The sequence below is a fragment of the Methylotenera oryzisoli genome, from assembly GCF_004661485.1.
GTDB lineage: Bacteria > Pseudomonadota > Gammaproteobacteria > Burkholderiales > Methylophilaceae > Methylotenera > Methylotenera oryzisoli.
In genome coordinates, this window is record NZ_PQVH01000002.1 from 98965 (window position 1) to 115979 (window position 17015).

Consider the following 17015-nt stretch of genomic DNA (forward strand, 5'->3'; position numbering starts at 1 on the left):
CTTAATGAATATTATTAAAAAACTGCAAAACACTCGTTTGCATTTCATCAATGGTTTGCTGGTATTGCCAGTACTTTTCGTGGCGCAAGTTGCACATGCAGATGGCATGGATAGCGTAAGGGCGTTCTATGAAAAAACGCAGGCTGTACGCGCTAACTTTCACCAAGTGGTCACCGATAAACAAGGACGTAAAGTGCAGGAGGTGCAGGGCACCATGCAGCTCAAACGCCCCAATAAGTTTAGATGGGATTACAACAAGCCATATGAGCAACAAATCATTAGCGATGGCAAACAGGTGTGGCTGTATGACACAGAGCTGGCTCAGGTGACTGTGCGTGATATTGGCAAGGCACTTGGCTCTAGCCCTGCCGCATTGCTGGCTGGCGGCAAGGCTATAGAAGAGACTTTTACTTTGGCTAATGCAAGCAATCGCGATGGTTTAAATTGGGTGAGTGCGCAGCCTAAAGATAAAGAGTCTGGTTTTGAAAAAATATTGCTGGGTTTCAAAGATAATCAGATTCAGGAAATGGCGTTGTTAGATAGCTTTGGCCATAACACGAAAATTGTATTTAGCAAGGTGGAGGTAAACCCTGCGCTGGATGAAAAGTCATTTTTATTTAAACCACCAAAAGGCGTTGATGTGGTGGGTGAGTAAGAAGTGGCGAAAGATACTTATTTATTTTGAACAGTCTATTTGAACCCAATACCCCACAAGCACCGCTTGCCGAGCGATTACGTCCTAAAGCACTCGACGAAGTAGTGGGGCAGTCGCATCTGCTGGGCGTGGGCAAGCCGCTACGTCTGGCCTTTCAGTCTGGCAAGTTACCATCCATGATTTTATGGGGGCCGCCCGGGGTAGGTAAAACCACCTTGGCACGCCTCATTGCCAACACGGCCGATGCAGAGTTTATCCCTATTTCTGCGGTGCTGTCAGGCATTAAAGATATCCGTGAGGCAGTAGAGCGCGCGGAGCACACTTTGCAGCAGCATGGGCGAAAAACTATACTTTTTGTGGATGAAGTGCACCGCTTTAATAAAGGCCAGCAAGATGCATTTTTGCCATTTGTAGAAAGTGGCTTGATTACCTTTATTGGCGCTACAACCGAAAACCCCTCATTTGAAGTGAACAGTGCTTTGTTAAGTCGTGCACAGGTGTTCGTGCTCAACTCTTTGTCAGAGGCTGAGCTATCGTTGTTGCTTGATCGCGCACAGCAGCTGGTAGCAGCCGACTTGACTATTACACCAGAAGTACGTGAGCAAGTGTTGGCTTACGCCGATGGCGATGCACGACGCTTGCTTAATTTTGCTGAAGGCCTGTTTAATGCGGCACAGGGCGCTGCTATCTCTGAAATTGATGAAGCGTTCTTACAGACCACGATGGCAAGTAAGCTGCGTCGCTTTGATAAAGGCGGCGAAGCATTTTACGACCAAATATCAGCCTTGCATAAATCCGTGCGCGGCTCTAATCCAGACGCTGCTTTATACTGGTTTTTACGCATGATAGATGGTGGGGCAGACCCGCTGTATCTGGGGCGTCGTATCGTGCGGATGGCGGTTGAAGATATTGGCATAGCAGACCCGCGTGCGCAGACTATGGCACTGGAAGCCTGTCAAATTTATGAACGGCTAGGCTCGCCTGAGGGTGAACTGGCCTTATCCAATGCCGTGATTTATTTGGCGGTAGCGGCCAAGAGTAATGCAGCTTATATGGCATACAATCAGGCTAAGGCCTTTGTGGCACAAGATAAATCACGCACCGTACCATTACATTTACGCAATGCGCCAACTAAACTGATGAAGGCGCTAGATTACGGTAAAGAGTATCGTTATGCGCACAACGAGCCAGATGCCTATGCAGCAGGCGAAAACTACTTTCCAGATGATTTGCCGCCGCAACAATTTTACTCCCCCACGCCACGTGGTCTTGAGGGTAAAATAGCGGAAAAATTAGCATACTTGCGTGAGCTAGATAAAAAAGCCAAGAAATAAGCAGTCAGCCGCTTTCTCTAAGACTAATCCTTGCAGGGTTGACTGCCCAACTTAGGCAATGATCATGCTGGCGCGCATGCAACAGAATAAAATAAGGGATTCAAATGTTAGACATTCAAGCATTAAGAAATGATTTAGATGGCGTAGTAAGCCAATTACAAGCACGTGGTTTTGAGTTTGATGCGGCTAAGTTCAGTGCGCTAGAGCAAGCGCGTAAAACCGTGCAAACTAACACCCAGGATTTACAGGCTAAGCGCAATAATGCATCTAAACAGATTGGTATTGCAAAGTCTAAAGGCGAGGACGTGAGCGCCATTATGGCCGAAGTAGCAGGCTTGGGTGAACAGTTAAAAGCGGGTGAAGTGCGCTTGGCTGAGTTGCAAGCTGATTTACAAGGCCTGCTGCTCAATGTACCAAACTTGCCGCATGCGAGCGTGCCTCAGGGTAAGTCTGAGGCAGATAACGTAGAAGTACGTAAGGTGGGTACACCACGCACGTTTGATTTTGAAGTGAAAGACCATACTGATGTGGGTACGCCACTGGGGTTGGACTTTGATACCGGCACTAAACTATCAGGCGCACGCTTTACACTGATGCGTGGGCAGATTGCAAAGATGCATCGCGCCTTGGCGCAGTTTATGTTGGATACACAAACCGAACAGCATGGTTACGAAGAGTGCTACACCCCATATTTAGTCAATGCAGAGACATTGACCGGTACTGGCCAGTTGCCAAAGTTTGAAGAAGACCTGTTCTCATTAGCGCACAACGACAGTAAGTTATATTTAATCCCTACGTCTGAAGTGACCCTCACCAATACCGTGCGTGATGAAATTGTGCCTTTAGAATCTCTACCGATTAAACTCACTGCGCATACGCCATGCTTCCGCTCTGAGGCTGGCTCTTATGGACGTGATACTAAGGGCATGATACGTCAGCACCAGTTTGATAAAGTAGAAATGGTGCAGATTGTGCACCCTGAAAAAAGCTACCAGGCATTAGAAGAAATGGTTGGTCACGCTGAGAATATTCTTAAAGCATTAGGTTTGCCTTACCGTGTAGTGTCATTATGCACAGGCGATATGGGTTTTGGCGCAGCTAAAACTTATGACTTAGAAGTTTGGCTGCCGGCGCAAAACACTTATCGTGAGATTTCCTCGGTATCAAACTGCGAAGCATTCCAGGCACGTAGATTACAGGCACGCTTCCGTAACGAGAGCGGCAAGCCTGAGTTGGTGCACACCTTAAATGGCTCTGGCTTAGCGGTAGGACGTACATTGGTTGCGGTACTGGAAAACTACCAAAATGCAGATGGTAGCGTAACCGTACCAGAAGTATTAAGACCATATATGAATAATCTGGCAGTAATTACAGCCTAGATTTTTCAGCTATTCTAGATACTTCAGTTGTTGTAGTTTAGTGGAGCTTCTCTATGTATTTGGACGCCTGATGTTTTCTCTGGCGTCCACTGTCTATCAGAAAAAATTGGCGCAACACGGTTTGCACCCATTTTATATCGTTGCAGCGACCTACCTTGTACTTGGTGTTCTCGCAGCACCGTTACTTTACGCGATTGACTTTGGCAGCCTGAGACATGATTTCTGGTTAAATATATGGCTAGCGTCATTATTTGATGTTGCTGGGTGGATGTTTCTCGTTCTCTCACTTTCTAAAACTGATTTGTCTGTGTTTGGACCGTTAAACGCATACAAAGTAGTGGCATCCATGCTGTTAGCCATCCTGTTTCTGAATGAAGTTCCCAGTATGCAGGGTTTGCTAGGAGTGTTGCTGATCATTGCTGGTAGCTTCTTTTTGATGCCGTCAGCTGCAAGCTCTCAAGCTGGCGTAGTGTCTGGATTGCTACGCGATAAAGGTGTGCAGGCACGATTCTTATCTATTTTCCTGTTTTCTGTGGGTACAGTTTTTCTTAAAAAGTCGGTGGCGGGTGGTGTACTTGAAACCATGGTGTTTTGGTCGTTAATTGGGCTGCCACTGGTCTTATTGAGCAATTATTTCTTTTTGCCCAATACCGTTCAAGAGCAAATGAAAGCAACTAAACAGCATCTGCACAGTATTTCCTTGATAGGGGTAATGGTGTTCGCCATGCAGTACTTTACCTTGTTGCTGCTTGCTAACATGCTGGTGGCCTATGCACTTGCGCTGTTTCAATTAGGCATGGTGCTACAGGTGCTGATTGGTTATCGTGTATTTAACGAGAAAGATATCGCCAGAAAGTTGCTGGCGAGTTTAGTAATGATGGCAGGTAGTTTGTTGGTTTTGATGCACTAGCTTTTTAACAGGCTTTGGCTGTATTTCTAATATATTTTCCTGACCGCACAGCTAAATCCAACGCTTTATACGCACTTATTAAACGTTAGCTTAATTACGAGCAATCTTAAATGTATCAAACTCTGGGTTATGGCTAGGTTGGTGCTTTTCTAGTATGCGTTGATAGCTACGCACCGACTCTACAAAAATAACAGGTGCGCCGCCACTGGCATAGCCATATTTTAGCGTAGTGTAATACTCTGGGTTTTTGAGCAGTACCAGCGTCTTTTTAATATCCGCCCAGCTATCCGGGTTCAGTTTTAATCGCTTAGCCAGCACGCGTGCGTCTTCAACATGGGCATAGCCTATATTGTAAGAGGCAAGCGCCATATAAGTTCTGTCTGGTTCCGGAATACGCTCCGGCACAGTATCAATAAGTTTAAGCAAGTACTTGGCGCCCGCTGGTATGCTTTGCTTAGGGTCTAACCTGTCGGTAACGCCCATTAGGTCTGCTGTGCCTTCTGTTAGCATCATCAGTCCACGCACATTGGTAGGTGAGGTGTTGTAGGTGTCCCAGTGTGATTCCCTATAACTGACTGCGGCCAGTAAGCGCCAATCTATACCCGTAATATCCTGCGCTTGTTTAAATAGGTGTACGTATTTAGGCAGTAGACTATTGCTGCGCTCAAGAAATGTGGTGATATCTGACGAGTTAAGGCGCTTGTTATGGCCGTAATAGCGATCTAGCAAATTGCGTAATGTGCCGTCTTTTTTGATTTTCTCAAAAAACTTATTGATGTTGGCTAACATTTGTCGATCAGAGTTTTTTGACATCGCCCAAGCGATTTTTTCGGCAGGACCGATTGGCATGGCGATGCTAAGGTTAGGGTGGTAGTTTTGCATGAGTGCAGCTAGATGGCTGTCTGCGACGGTATAGTCAAGCAAGCCATCGGCTACCTCTTCTATCAGTGATTCAGTATTGGTGCGTTTGATACTTTGCCATTTGAGCGCGTTATGTTTTTTTTGCAAAACGGCTAAGTGCTCTTCGTAGCTGGTACCCTCTGGTACGGCTAGTGTTTTGCCAATAATGTCGGTGATGTTATCCGGCTCTTTGTTGATTTCATTGTTAAAAATAAGCTGTTGCTGTGTTTCTTGGTAAGGTGTTGAGAATAAAACCAGATGCTCACGCAAATGCGTAACGCTTAGGCTGGCCGCTGCAATGTGCGCTTTGCCTTTTAGCAGGCTTGGAATCACTTCACTAATACTATTGACCAGTACAAAGCGGATTTTGTAGTCAGGGTAGTAGTCGTTTACAAACTGCGTTGCTAAGTCGTACTCAATCCCTGCAGGCTGGTTGTCATTATTTAAATAATAGGTGGTTGGGCCATTGTGCGTAACAAACACAATTTCTTTTTTCTTGGCATCGATGGCTGGTGTGCGATCAACATCACTCTTAGGTTTACAGCCAATAAAGCACACACTAAGCAACGCCAGTGTGAATAAACGTAGTAGCTGTTTATTTTGTAAGAGGGCTATCAAACTTAGCGCTCGCTCACCACGCCATCTTGGGCGATTAAAATAACATCGGCTAACTGGTGGAAAATACCATGCTCCACAACCCCCGGGGTATTGTTGAGTATTGCATTAAGGGTGCTAGCGTCGATGCTTGCATCAAACCTCATATCAAGCACGTAGCTACCGTGAGACGTGATCCAAAAACCATCTTTTGCGGCATTAGGGCGCAAGTCACCCACGCCGCCCAGTGCTTCTAAGCTCTTTTTTGCCATTTGCCAGGCAAAGGGAATGACCTCGATGGGGATGGTAAAGTTTTGACCAATATGGTTGACTAGCTTACTTGCATCGGCCACTGCAATAAACTTTGTGGCAGCTTTGGCAAGGAGCTTTTCTTTGACCAAGTCGCTACCACGGCCTTTTAGCAAGGTTTTGTCGGGCGTGATTTCATCTGCACCATCAACATAGAGGTCTATGCTTGCCACATGCTCTAATGCCACGATAGGCAACTGCAATGACTGGGCTTTTTGTGTGCTGATGGTGGAGCTTGCGATGGTGGTACATCGTAAGCCTTGCTCACGTGTTAGTCTGGCGAGTTCTTCAATGAAATAGTTTGCAGTTGAGCCGGTGCCTAGGCCAACCAGCATGCCGTTTTGTACATACTGAGCAGCACGAAGTGCGACTAATTGTTTGTCATTCATTTTGCATCCCCATGACTTTTTACTTATTGTGATTACTATATTAACGCTATTTACTTTGCTTAGTCATAAAAAAAGGGAGCGAGTTGCTCCCTTTTCAAATTTTTTTGCTATCAGCTGATAGCTGAAAAACTATTTCATTACACGGTTTCTGTATTCACCAGTGCGTGTGTCAATCTCAATTTTGTCGCCTTGCGCACAGAATAAAGGCACTGAAATCTCAAAACCTGAAGCGATTTTAGCTGGTTTCATTACTTTACCTGATGTGTCGCCTTTAACTGCTGGCTCAGTGTAGGTGATTTCACGTACCACTGTTGTTGGTAGTTCAACGGTAATTGCTTTGCCATCGTAGAAACGCAAGTCAGCAGGCATGCCGTCTTCGATGTATGGTAACGCGTCTTCCATGAACTCTGCGTCAACATCGTATTGGTTGTAATCTGCATCCATGAATACATAAGTTGGATCAGCAAAGTATGAGTAAGTCACTTCTTTTTTCTCAAGTACGATCACGTCAAACTTATCGCCAGCGCCGTAGATGCTTTCGCTAGGTGCTTCTGTCAGTAAGTTTTTGAATTTCATTTTTACAACGGCAGTGCTACGGCCTGACTTGTTGTATTCTGCTTTTACTACGACTAGTGGAACGTTATCCACCATAATCACGTTACCGGCGCGGAGTTCTTGTGCTGTTTTCATAGGGTGCCTTAGATTCTAAATGCGTAAAATCGCGCATTATACCTTATTTTCTGAGATATTTTTTATGATCTTTTCACTAAAAATCACCAACTTAGTGGCTAGATCCGTTTGCTGTGCAAGTGCATTGGATTGCTGCCTGCTGTAAGTGTTGAGTGCACTGAGATGGCTTAAATAATCCTGCCATGTTGCGGTGGATATCTGCTCTGATAGCCATGCATTGTGCAAGTTATAAGCAGCCACTTTGGTAGCGTCTGCACATTGTGCATAAAATAAATCTAAAAATGCATGCAGTTTTTTAATGTGGGTTTGTTCTGTTTGTAAGTATGGTTGCCAGATAAAAGGCTTGCCTGCCCAAATGGCGCGTATCCAGCTATCTTCTCCACGTACAAAATTGATGTCACAGCAGCCGAGCAGTTGGTCGTAATCGCTTTGGCTTAAAAACGGAATTACATGCAGCGTAAGGTTTTGTTGGGTGAATGTACCGCCAATGTGCAGTGCGCTTTGGCCAAAAAAATCAGCCACACTGGGTAAGATGCTGCTGGCAGGCACGTAGCAACTGATGGGCTGGCTGGATTGTGCCATTGCTAACAATAAGGTAGTAATCGGCGCATGCGGGTAGCAGAATAAAGATACTTTTAAGTGTGGGCTGTGTGCCAAGCCTAAGCTGTCCCAGAAGCTTTGTTGCTGTGTGGGTGTTTGAGCGAGTCGTTGTTGCTGTTGAGTAATCGCATGTTCCCGCAACAAACCGCCGGTGCTGGTGGTGAAGCCCGGGAAAAAGAAGTGGCGCGTTAAAGCGCCGCGTTTTGAGCTTTTTGCATGGAAATCATCCACCCAGCTTTCAGCCGATAAATATTCTAAATTAATCCAAACCGTGCTTGGCTGCATGGTATCGAGGTAGGCTTGCGGTAGTTCACAGGCGAAGCTTTCGATAACGACAGGAGCCGCTGCAGGGAGTTTCGTATCAGCATGCCATGCAATGATGCTAATGCCTTGAATGGATTGCTGCCCGAGTGAGGTGTCGATGGCTGGAATCAGTTGCTGGGCTACATGCAGGTCATCAATATACAGGTGGATTGTTAATTGGTGCTCGCTTTGCAATTGTTTTGCTAGACGCCAGCAGATGCCAATATCGCCAAAGTTATCGACTATTTTGCAGAATATATCCCAGTTTTTATCTATTGCCATGCGGATTTACAGCAGGTGAATATTAAAAATTTTTAGTAGTTGCGCGTAGCCGTAAAACAGTACTGCGGTGATCAATATGCAGGTGAGTAGCGTAGGCCAGAATCCAAACCTTGGCAGCATCCATGCAAACACTGGGAACATAGGCAGGGTGGGGATGACATACCAAAATGTGTAATAGGCATGATTGGCAATTTTCGCGGTGGGCTGATGCTCAATATAAAGCCAAATGAGGCTGATGATGGTAATTAAGGGAAGTGCGGCAACCAAACCACCAAGTTTATCGCTAAGTTTAGCCGTTTCTGAAATAACAACAATTGCTAATGCTGTCAGCAGATATTTAATGATGAGGTAGATCATGGCGGTTAATATTTAATCTCAACGATTTCGAAGCTTGCTTCACCTTTGGGCGTGGCGGCGCGGACGGTGTCACCGATAGATTTACCCAATAAGGATTTTGCCAAAGGCGACACCCAACTGATATAGCCTTTGCTTGGTTCCAGCTCGTCTTTACCTACAATCCGATAAACGTGCTCGGTGTCATCGTCTAGATTGTATAAACTGACCCAGGCGCCAAAATATACTTTTTCTAGGTGCTGCTGTTGGCTGGCATCTACGATTTCAGCTAAATCCATGCGCCGCATTAAATGACGGCAGCGGCTATCAATTTGGCGCAGGCGTCGTTTGCCGTAGATGTAGTCGCCATTTTCACTGCGGTCGCCATTGCCGGCAGCCCATGAAACGGTACGTACCACCTCTGGACGTTCTATTTTGTACAGCTGGTGAAACTCTGCCTTAAGCGCTTCAAAGCCTTCAGGCGTGATGTAATTCTTTTCGTCGGTAGCGGCCATGAGGTAACTATTTGCTCGCTTTAGTTTCGTCTAGTAATTGCACATCTTTGACATAAAAACTGGTTTCACCAAAGCAGGTGGTCGGTACACCTTTGTGCTCTTCATAGATTAGACGCACACGCTCACCAACAGTTGTGTTGATTTTTTTTGCCACGCTGGCATCTCTAACGGTAAAAAAGAACTTCTCCGCCTGCGTACCCGGCATGGAAACTAAAATGAGCTCACCTTCATAAGTTTTGCAAACCCAACCTTTTTGCGAGAGCTTTTGGACATAGCCTGCACGCTCGCCTGAGGAATAAACCCAGCTTAATGATGCCCAGGTGTAAAGCGCAAACAGCGCGCAAGGAACCAGTATCAGCAAGGTGAAATAAGTCAATATTTTTTGAAGTCGAGTTAACATGGTTCGTTTCAGGCTTTAGGTTGTGAGTGCACCTATTTTATTTGCCTATTACAAATAATCCAATAGAATTGTGAAATGACTTTAAAGACGCTCATCCTTTGTCCATCCGCCCGGTTGGCGCGCAGTATCCAGACCGACATCGCACAGCAGCACCTGCAAGCAGCACAAACCCAGTGGCATAGCCCGGAGGTACAGACTTTATCGCAATGGCTGGAGCATATCATTGAGGAAAGTTTACTCACTGGCGGGATTGCAGCGCAGCGCTCGCCTTATGCATTAAGTGGTTTTAATGAGCAGTTGTTGTGGGAAGAGGTGGTTACACAATCACTGAAGAAAAATGCCTTTGGAGAGCTGTTTGATGTTTCAGGCTTAGCCAAGGCGGCGATGGAGGCAAACCGCTACGTGGTGGCTTGGCGTTTGCATGTGCCAAGCGAGCATCAGGCAGAGGAGTGCCGCCAGTTCTTATTATGGCAGCAGGTTTTTCAGGCGCGTTGCAGTGAATTAAATGCACTGGAAAGCGTGCGTTATTTAGATTGGCAACTATCTCAGTTGGCTGATGCAAGCAGTGTATTGCCATCTAGAATCGCGTTTGCTGGTTTTGACCAAACTGCACCGCAAGAGAAGCGCTTGCGTGAGATTTTAATACAGCGTGGTGTGCTGGTTGAAGATTACACCACCATTGCCAGTGAGACCGCACAAACCCAGCATGTGTGCTTGGAGCACGAGGATGCAGAGTGCCGCGCTGCGGTGGCATGGGCTGCACAATATTTGGCAGCGCAGCCCAATGCCGTGATTGCGATTGTGACCCCACGCTTGAGTGAAGTGAGAAATCAGCTGGCAGATTTACTGGATGATGTGTTTTACCCTGAGAGTGTGCGCCCAAGTTTGGCTGCGATACCGCGTCGTTATAATTTTTCTTTAGGCACGCCACTGGCGCAGCAGCCTGTAGTGCAGGCCGCATTGCATTTATTAAGGTTAGTGACGGCTTATCAATTAGCTTATGCAGATGTTTCTGCTATGTTGCTTTCTCCATTTTGGTCTGCAAGTCAGCAAGAAGCCGATGCGCGTGCTTTGCTTGACGCAAAGATGCGTGAAAAACTCCCTGCGCAGTTTACGCTAGCTAGTTTTGTTGTGTTTGCGCAGAAGCAGCATGACGATGGCTTGAACCTGAAGCAGTTGTTGTATGACCTTAACGCAGTGATGGCGGCAGTGCCGAGCAAACTGGCGCACGCTGCGCAATGGGGCGAAGTGCTAGATGCGTTGCTTGAGCATTTAGGTTGGCCTGGTGAGCGTACGATTAGCAGTTTGGAGTATCAGGCAATCAATGCATGGCAAAAGGCATTGCAGCAGCTGGCACAGTTGGATGTGTTGGGGCGGCGCATTTCTGCCAATCAAGCAGTGGCTTATTTGCAGCAAATATGTACCAGCCAAGTGTTTCAGCCTGAAACAGAACAAACGCCTGCGATTCAGATATTGGGGATTATGGAAGGGCTGAGTGCGCCAGTCGATGCCATTTGGTGCATGCATATGAATGACCATATCTGGCCGCCTCCGGCCCGTCCGAATCCATTATTGCCTGCATTTATTCAACGCTTAGCAGGTTTACCCAACGCGGATGACAGTATTCAGGCAACATTTGCGGCAACCATACATCACCGCTTATTGTATTCTGCACGGCAGATTACTTTCTCAAGTAGCCGCACCGCAGGGGAGAGCCAGCTACGTGCCTCCCCATTGATGCAAAATATCCCGATGCTGACTGCCGATGTCAGCCTGGCTGAAACGCTAGCTGAGCAGTTAAGCCTTAAAGCACATGAAACTTTAGAGCACATGGATGACCACAGGGCGCCGATTGTGCAAGAGGGGGATCACGTATCAGGGGGGACTGGCTTGCTGAAAGCGCAGGCAATTTGTCCTGCATGGGCGTTTTATCAATATCGTCTGGGCGCGAAAGCGCTCAAAGTTCCTACCAGTGGTTTAGATAGCATCATGCGCGGTTCATTGGTACATGATGTATTAGAACGGTTCTGGGAAAAACGCCACTTTGCCGATTTGCGTGACATGAGTACGGATGATTTCACCCCGGCGTTACAACAGGCGGTGAGTTTAACCTTAAAAGAGTTTGCGGCTGATACTGACGTTGCCTCCGCTGCGATACTTGAGCTGGAGCATGAGCGGCTTTTTAATCTGGTCGGTGACTGGCTACAGTTTGAAAAAGAGCGTGGCGTAGTGTTCAAAATCGTAGGTTGTGAAGTGACCAAAATCGTGCAAATTTGTGGGATTGAAGTGACCTTGAAAATTGACCGAGTGCACCAGCTGGAAAATGGCGGTTTGGAATTTATTGACTATAAAACCGGGCAAACGCCTAAAACCAAAAACTGGGGAGAAGACCGTATTACAGAGCCGCAACTGCCCATCTACGCCAGTTTTTATGCTGATAACACCAACCCTGTTACCGGTATCTATTTTGGTATGGTGAAAACTGCCGATCATGCGTTTACTGGGGTAGGCGAAGTTAACTTTGAAGCCGAGCAATCCAAGCGTAAACCAACTTTTACCCAAAATTTCATAGATTGGCCACACTTGTTAAACCATTGGAAAGCTTGTATTGAAGACATTGCGCTGGAACTTAAAGCCGGTGAAGCGGCAACACGTTTTAGCGATGCCTCTGATCTGATGTATTGCGAAGTGACAACCCTACTCAGGCTGCCTGAGCGCCAATTGCAATTTGAGCGGTTTCAGACTGCGGATGCACAGGGTGTTGTTTGATGAGTGTAGACCAAACCAACAATACCGCGGCAGAAGTGCTGGAGCTTGACGCGCAAAACCGTTTACGCGCACTGGATTTATCTTCTTTTATTGTAGAAGCGCCTGCTGGTGCAGGGAAAACAGAGCTACTTACCCAGCGCTATTTAAAGCTATTACAAACAGTCAATGCGCCTGAAGAGATTATTGCCATTACCTTTACCAATAAGGCTGCGGCAGAAATGCGCTTGCGTATTCTGGATAGCCTGTTAAAAGCTGATAGCAAAGAAATACCCACGCAGGCACATAAGCAAATTACTTACGATCTGAGCTTAAAGGCGCTGCAACAATCTAGCCAGAAAAACTGGCAGTTGATTGAAAACCCGTCACGGCTACGCATTTTTACCATTGATAGCCTTTGTGCGCATTTGGCACGGCAAATGCCATTGATGAGCCGATTCGGCGCACAGCCGCAGGTAACAACCGATGCCGGCGTGTTGTATGCGCAAGCCGCTGAGCAGGCGCTTGCTTTAGTTAACGGTACCGAGCATGGCGATTTAGTGAAAACAGCGCTACGTTATGTGGATAATGATACGAATCAGCTTAAAAATCTGCTGATTAAAATGTTGGAAAAGCGCGATCAGTGGCTACATCATGCTCAGCATGAAGTGGATGCTGAGCAACTGCAGCAAACTTTGCGCTACTTGGTAGAGCAGGAACTGCAAGTTGCCGCGCACGCGGTGCCATTTAGATTGCAGCATTTATTAATGCCTACAGCACGTTTTGCCGCGTCAAACTTGCCTTGTGATCACCCCGTCGCCTTGTTAGTGGATTGGGAAACGCCACTGGCACAAAAGCAAGAAGCATTGCCAATGTGGTGTGCCTTAGCCGAGCTATTGTTAACTGCAAGCGGGGAGCCGCGCAAAGAAGGCGGTTTAAATGTGAAGATCGGGTTTCCGGCCACAGATGAAGGCCGTGCGCAAAAAAGCGCATTGATGGAGATTATTCACGCTGTTGAGGATGTGCCGGCCTTATATCGTGTTAAATCCTTGCCTGATTTAAGTAACGAGAACACAAGCTGGCAAATTATTACCACGCTCTCCAAACTGCTCACGTTAGCAGTTGCTGAGTTGTGGCTAGTGTTTCAGCGTGCCGGCGAGGTGGATTTTGTAGAGATTGCACAACGGGCTACCCATGCATTGTCAGACCATTTTGGCGAGCCAACTGAGCTAGCGCTAAAGCTGGATTATCAAATTCAGCATTTGTTGGTGGATGAGTTTCAGGATACAAGCCCTAGTCAGGTGGCATTGATTGAGCAGTTAACATTGGGCTGGCAATTTGATGATGGACGTACTTTATTTGCCGTGGGCGACCCGATGCAGTCTATCTACCGCTTTCGTAAAGCCAATGTAGGCCTGTTTATTGATGCCGCGGTGAACGGTATTGGTAACATCTACTTGGAGCGGTTACAGCTGTACCGTAACAATCGTTCTTGTCCGGCCATTATTGATTGGATCAACCAGACTTTTGCACCAATATTCCCCATGCAAGATGAAGTGACGCAGGGGGCGATTCATTACCGGCCATTTATCGCCACTAGGCAAGAAATGCCTGAAGCTGGCGTGGAGGTGCATCCGCTGATTAAGCAGGCAGACGAAAACTACGAGGCCGCTGCACAACGTGAGGCAGAGGCCGTGATTCGTATTATTCAACAGGAACGCAGCCATCACCCAGCGCAGAAAATTGCAGTGCTGGTCAGGTCCAAAAAACACTTATCGCATTTAGTGAGCCGATTACGGCGTGATCACCAAGATATTCCGTTTCAAGCAGTAGATATTGAGGCGCTGGAAGGTCGGCAGATTGTGCAGGACTTGCTCTCTCTGATGCATGCATTGCACCACAGAGCAGATCGGGTGCACTGGCTGGCTATTTTACGTGCGCCCTGGTGCGGCTTAACTTTGCATGATTTATATGAGCTAGCCGGGCGTGACCATCACCGTACGGTTTGGTCGCTCATGCAAGATAACGATATTGTTAGCCAACTATCTGTAGATGGACAAGCGCGCCTGCTGCATATACGTGAGGTGTTGGCTGAAGCTTACGCAAGCCAAGGCCGTATGAGCGTGAGCCGCTGGATTAGAGGCGTCTGGCTGATGTTAAACGGTACGGATTGCTTATGGGATGCGGCAGACGTGGTGGATGTACAGGCATTTTTTGCATGTTTAGATGGCTTGGACCGTAGTAATCAATTTTCACCAGAGCGCATGGAAAGTGAAATTACCAAACTGTTTGCTGCACCTGATAGCCACGGTGAACATCTGCAAATGATGACGATACACAAGTCCAAAGGGCTGGAGTTTGATACCGTGATTCTATTAGGATTAGGCGCTCCAACGGGCGGCAATAATACTGACAAGCCATTAGTGCTGTGGGAAGAGGTTAAAACGTCTGATAGCCATGAACTGCTTGCTGCACCCTATATTCCCAAGGGTTCGCGCGATAAAGACAAAGTGAGCCCATATGATTATTTAGAGTCACGTGAAAAGGCACGTGATGCTAATGAGTCTGCACGTGTACTCTACGTGGCAGCAACGCGGGTGGAGCGCAAACTACACCTGTTTGGTATCGCCAACCAGAACGCCAAGGGTGAAATCAGCCCCAATAAAAACACGTATTTGGATTTGTTATGGCCAAGTGTTGCCTCAGTATTTGAGTCTGATCCGCAATTGGCATCCGAACAACAGGCACTGGATGATATTGCAAACTTCACGCCACAACTGGTGCGGCTTGTACAGCCAGCTGTGCCTTTGCCGCTGCAAGCGAATCAGGCGGCGACTAGCTATGCTAAACCTAATGTAAAACCTAGCTATCATAGTAGTTTGGATGCAGATACAGGGACCTTAGCGCACCGTTATATGGAGCTCATTGCACAGCAAGGTGTATCTCACTGGACGACGGCTCGCCTTGCAACGCTGGCGCCTGCAATGCAGCACTGGCTGCGTCAGCGTGGCCATGCCTCAGCAGCATCTAATGAGGCGGCAGCGGCGGTGCAGCGCATATTACAGCAAACGCTAAACAGTGCAGATGGCCAGTGGGTGCTGCAAGCAAGACCAGATGCTGAGTCCGAGCTAGGTATTACACGCAGTCAGCAGGATGCGGTGAAAAGCTATGTGATAGACCGCACCTTTGTAGAAGATGGTATTCGCTGGATTATTGATTACAAATCGGTGATTTTAGCGACGGATATGGCAGAGAGTGAGCTTAAGGCGGTGGCCGCGCAATACAAAGCGCAATTAGAAAACTACGCTATGTTGTTTGCACATGAAACCTACCCGATTAAGAAAGCGATTTTATTTTTAAGTATAGGTAAGCTGGTTATGATATAAACAATCATACATCATCGGCTGATGAGCAGTTAGCCCGTGCGTTGTGACTGTTGCTTGTGTCATCAAAAAATGATTAGGGGGTGAGCTTATGCTGATTGGCGTGCCTAAAGAAATCAAAGCGCAAGAGTACCGGGTAGGACTGGTGCCAGAAAACGTACGTGAGCTCGTCTCTCGTGGTCATGAAGTAATAGTGGAGGCGGGTGCCGGTATCGGTATCAGTGCCTCAGATGCACATTATGCAGCAGCCGGCGCCACCATCGTATATGCAGCACAAGAGGTATTTAAAAGCGCTGAGCTGATTGTTAAAGTCAAAGAGCCGCAAGCCATAGAGCGGCAATGGCTACAAGCTGGGCAGATGCTTTTTACTTATCTGCATCTTGCGCCAGACCCACAGCAGGCGAGCGACCTCATCGATTCTGGCGCAACCTGTATTGCTTATGAAACGGTGACGGGTAAGGGCGGATTACCATTATTGGCGCCGATGTCTGAAGTGGCAGGCAGGCTCGCAGTGCAGGCTGGTGCTTATTTCCTCGAAAAAACACATGGTGGACTTGGCGTGTTGCTGGGCGGCATACCAGGCGTGGCGCCAGCGCAAGTGACCGTGCTTGGTGGCGGGGTGGTGGGGTTGCATGCGATTGATGTAGCACTGGGCATGGGCGCTAACGTGACAGTGCTAGATCGCAATATTGAGGTGCTGCGTAAACTACAAAAACAATTTGGCCATCGTTTGCATACGGTATGCTCAACGGCAGCTGCGATTGAGCAACACTGCCTCATGGCTGATTTATTGATTGGCGCGGTTTTGATTCCAGGCGCATCTGCACCCAAACTGATTACGCGTGAAATGGTGGCGCGCATGAAGCCCGGCAGTGTGATTGTTGATGTGGCTATTGATCAGGGTGGTTGCTGTGAAACCGCTCACCCCACTACACATGATGCACCTACTTATATCGTAGATGGCGTGATTCATTATTGTGTGGCAAACATGCCGGGCTCGGTGCCGCGGACTTCAGCTTATGCACTTAATAATGCAACATTGCCTTATGTGATTGCACTGGCAGATAACGGCTTGCAAGCGCTGCGTGATGATGAAGACTTGAGAAACGGCTTGAATATTCATCAAGGTAAAGTGACCAATCTCCCAGTGGCCAGCGCCTTAGGTTTTGCCTTTACCGAGCCAGCAGAGGCATTAGGGATGTGCTAAATCGATGGCCGCCTAAATTGATGCTCGTAGTGTGCATCTCACTGCTTTGTTTTAATTACAATTTATAGTACTTAACTGCAAACTCAA

General features: G+C 47.3%; 14 protein-coding genes. 7 read left to right on the forward strand and 7 right to left on the reverse strand.

From position 1 onward, the window contains the following. The first annotated feature begins 4 nt into the window (after positions 1-4). The 4 genes from lolA (at position 5) to C3Y98_RS01385 (ending at position 4278) form a co-directional block, all read left to right on the forward strand. The gene (gene lolA / locus C3Y98_RS01370) at positions 5-655 is read left to right on the forward strand and encodes an outer membrane lipoprotein periplasmic chaperone LolA (protein ID WP_245234281.1); all 651 of its coding nucleotides are present in this window, start codon (positions 5-7) and stop codon (positions 653-655) included. Positions 656-681: 26 nt separating this feature from the next. After that, positions 682-1989: a replication-associated recombination protein A gene (locus tag C3Y98_RS01375; protein WP_135276347.1), complete on the forward strand. Its 1308-nt coding sequence runs from the start codon at positions 682-684 to the stop codon at positions 1987-1989. Between the two features lie 104 nt (positions 1990-2093). Further along, a complete protein-coding gene (gene serS, locus C3Y98_RS01380; RefSeq protein ID WP_135276348.1) occupies positions 2094-3368 on the forward strand; it encodes a serine--tRNA ligase in 1275 nt (424 codons plus the stop codon). A gap of 40 nt (positions 3369-3408) precedes the next feature. Beyond that, the gene (locus C3Y98_RS01385; protein WP_245234282.1) at positions 3409-4278 is read left to right on the forward strand and encodes a DMT family transporter; all 870 of its coding nucleotides are present in this window, start codon (positions 3409-3411) and stop codon (positions 4276-4278) included. 90 nt (positions 4279-4368) lie between these two features. Here C3Y98_RS01385 and mltF read toward each other — a convergent pair whose 3' ends face one another. The 7 genes from mltF to C3Y98_RS01420 all read right to left on the reverse strand — a co-directional run bounded on the left by mltF (position 4369) and on the right by C3Y98_RS01420 (position 9593). Further along, on the reverse strand, positions 4369-5796 hold the full coding sequence (gene mltF / locus C3Y98_RS01390; RefSeq protein WP_135276349.1) for a membrane-bound lytic murein transglycosylase MltF: 1428 nt from the start codon (positions 5794-5796) through the stop codon (positions 4369-4371). A 2-nt stretch (positions 5797-5798) separates the two neighbouring features. Continuing rightward, positions 5799-6470 (reverse strand): ribose-5-phosphate isomerase RpiA, encoded by a 672-nt coding sequence (rpiA, locus tag C3Y98_RS01395; protein ID WP_135276350.1) that lies wholly within the window; start codon positions 6468-6470, stop codon positions 5799-5801. A 129-nt stretch (positions 6471-6599) separates the two neighbouring features. Beyond that, a complete protein-coding gene (efp, locus tag C3Y98_RS01400; protein ID WP_135276351.1) occupies positions 6600-7160 on the reverse strand; it encodes an elongation factor P in 561 nt (186 codons plus the stop codon). 36 nt (positions 7161-7196) lie between these two features. Then, a complete protein-coding gene (gene earP / locus C3Y98_RS01405; RefSeq protein WP_135276352.1) occupies positions 7197-8345 on the reverse strand; it encodes an elongation factor P maturation arginine rhamnosyltransferase EarP in 1149 nt (382 codons plus the stop codon). Positions 8346-8351: 6 nt separating this feature from the next. After that, positions 8352-8702 (reverse strand): DUF3147 family protein, encoded by a 351-nt coding sequence (locus tag C3Y98_RS01410; protein ID WP_135276353.1) that lies wholly within the window; start codon positions 8700-8702, stop codon positions 8352-8354. 5 nt (positions 8703-8707) lie between these two features. Then, a complete protein-coding gene (gene greB / locus C3Y98_RS01415) occupies positions 8708-9193 on the reverse strand; it encodes a transcription elongation factor GreB (RefSeq protein WP_135276354.1) in 486 nt (161 codons plus the stop codon). Positions 9194-9200: 7 nt separating this feature from the next. Beyond that, the gene (locus C3Y98_RS01420; RefSeq protein WP_135276355.1) at positions 9201-9593 is read right to left on the reverse strand and encodes a hypothetical protein; all 393 of its coding nucleotides are present in this window, start codon (positions 9591-9593) and stop codon (positions 9201-9203) included. Between the two features lie 75 nt (positions 9594-9668). Between C3Y98_RS01420 and C3Y98_RS01425 the strand changes: the two genes are divergently transcribed. The 3 genes from C3Y98_RS01425 to ald all read left to right on the forward strand — a co-directional run bounded on the left by C3Y98_RS01425 (position 9669) and on the right by ald (position 16928). Continuing rightward, positions 9669-12362, forward strand: coding sequence for a PD-(D/E)XK nuclease family protein (locus C3Y98_RS01425; RefSeq protein WP_135276356.1), 2694 nt, complete (start codon positions 9669-9671; stop codon positions 12360-12362). Further along, positions 12362-15724: a UvrD-helicase domain-containing protein gene (locus C3Y98_RS01430; RefSeq protein WP_135276357.1), complete on the forward strand. Its 3363-nt coding sequence runs from the start codon at positions 12362-12364 to the stop codon at positions 15722-15724. Before C3Y98_RS01425 ends, C3Y98_RS01430 begins: the two co-directional genes overlap by 1 nt. Before the next feature lie 88 nt (positions 15725-15812). After that, positions 15813-16928, forward strand: a complete 1116-nt coding sequence (gene ald / locus C3Y98_RS01435; protein WP_135276358.1) for an alanine dehydrogenase — start codon at positions 15813-15815, stop codon at positions 16926-16928. Positions 16929-17015 lie beyond the last annotated feature (87 nt).

Excerpts from the sequence above, each read along its gene's own strand:
- C3Y98_RS01425 (WP_135276356.1), top strand. The coding sequence starts at position 9,669 with ATGACTTTAAAGACGCTCATCCTTTGTCCATCCGCCCGGTTGGCGCGC.
- lolA (WP_245234281.1), top strand. The coding sequence starts at position 5 with ATGAATATTATTAAAAAACTGCAAAACACTCGTTTGCATTTCATCAAT.
- serS (WP_135276348.1), top strand. The coding sequence starts at position 2,094 with ATGTTAGACATTCAAGCATTAAGAAATGATTTAGATGGCGTAGTAAGC.
- earP (WP_135276352.1), bottom strand. The coding sequence starts at position 8,345 with ATGGCAATAGATAAAAACTGGGATATATTCTGCAAAATAGTCGATAAC.
- efp (WP_135276351.1), bottom strand. The coding sequence starts at position 7,160 with ATGAAAACAGCACAAGAACTCCGCGCCGGTAACGTGATTATGGTGGAT.
- C3Y98_RS01410 (WP_135276353.1), bottom strand. The coding sequence starts at position 8,702 with ATGATCTACCTCATCATTAAATATCTGCTGACAGCATTAGCAATTGTT.
- ald (WP_135276358.1), top strand. The coding sequence starts at position 15,813 with ATGCTGATTGGCGTGCCTAAAGAAATCAAAGCGCAAGAGTACCGGGTA.
- rpiA (WP_135276350.1), bottom strand. The coding sequence starts at position 6,470 with ATGAATGACAAACAATTAGTCGCACTTCGTGCTGCTCAGTATGTACAA.
- greB (WP_135276354.1), bottom strand. The coding sequence starts at position 9,193 with ATGGCCGCTACCGACGAAAAGAATTACATCACGCCTGAAGGCTTTGAA.
- C3Y98_RS01420 (WP_135276355.1), bottom strand. The coding sequence starts at position 9,593 with ATGTTAACTCGACTTCAAAAAATATTGACTTATTTCACCTTGCTGATA.
- C3Y98_RS01430 (WP_135276357.1), top strand. The coding sequence starts at position 12,362 with ATGAGTGTAGACCAAACCAACAATACCGCGGCAGAAGTGCTGGAGCTT.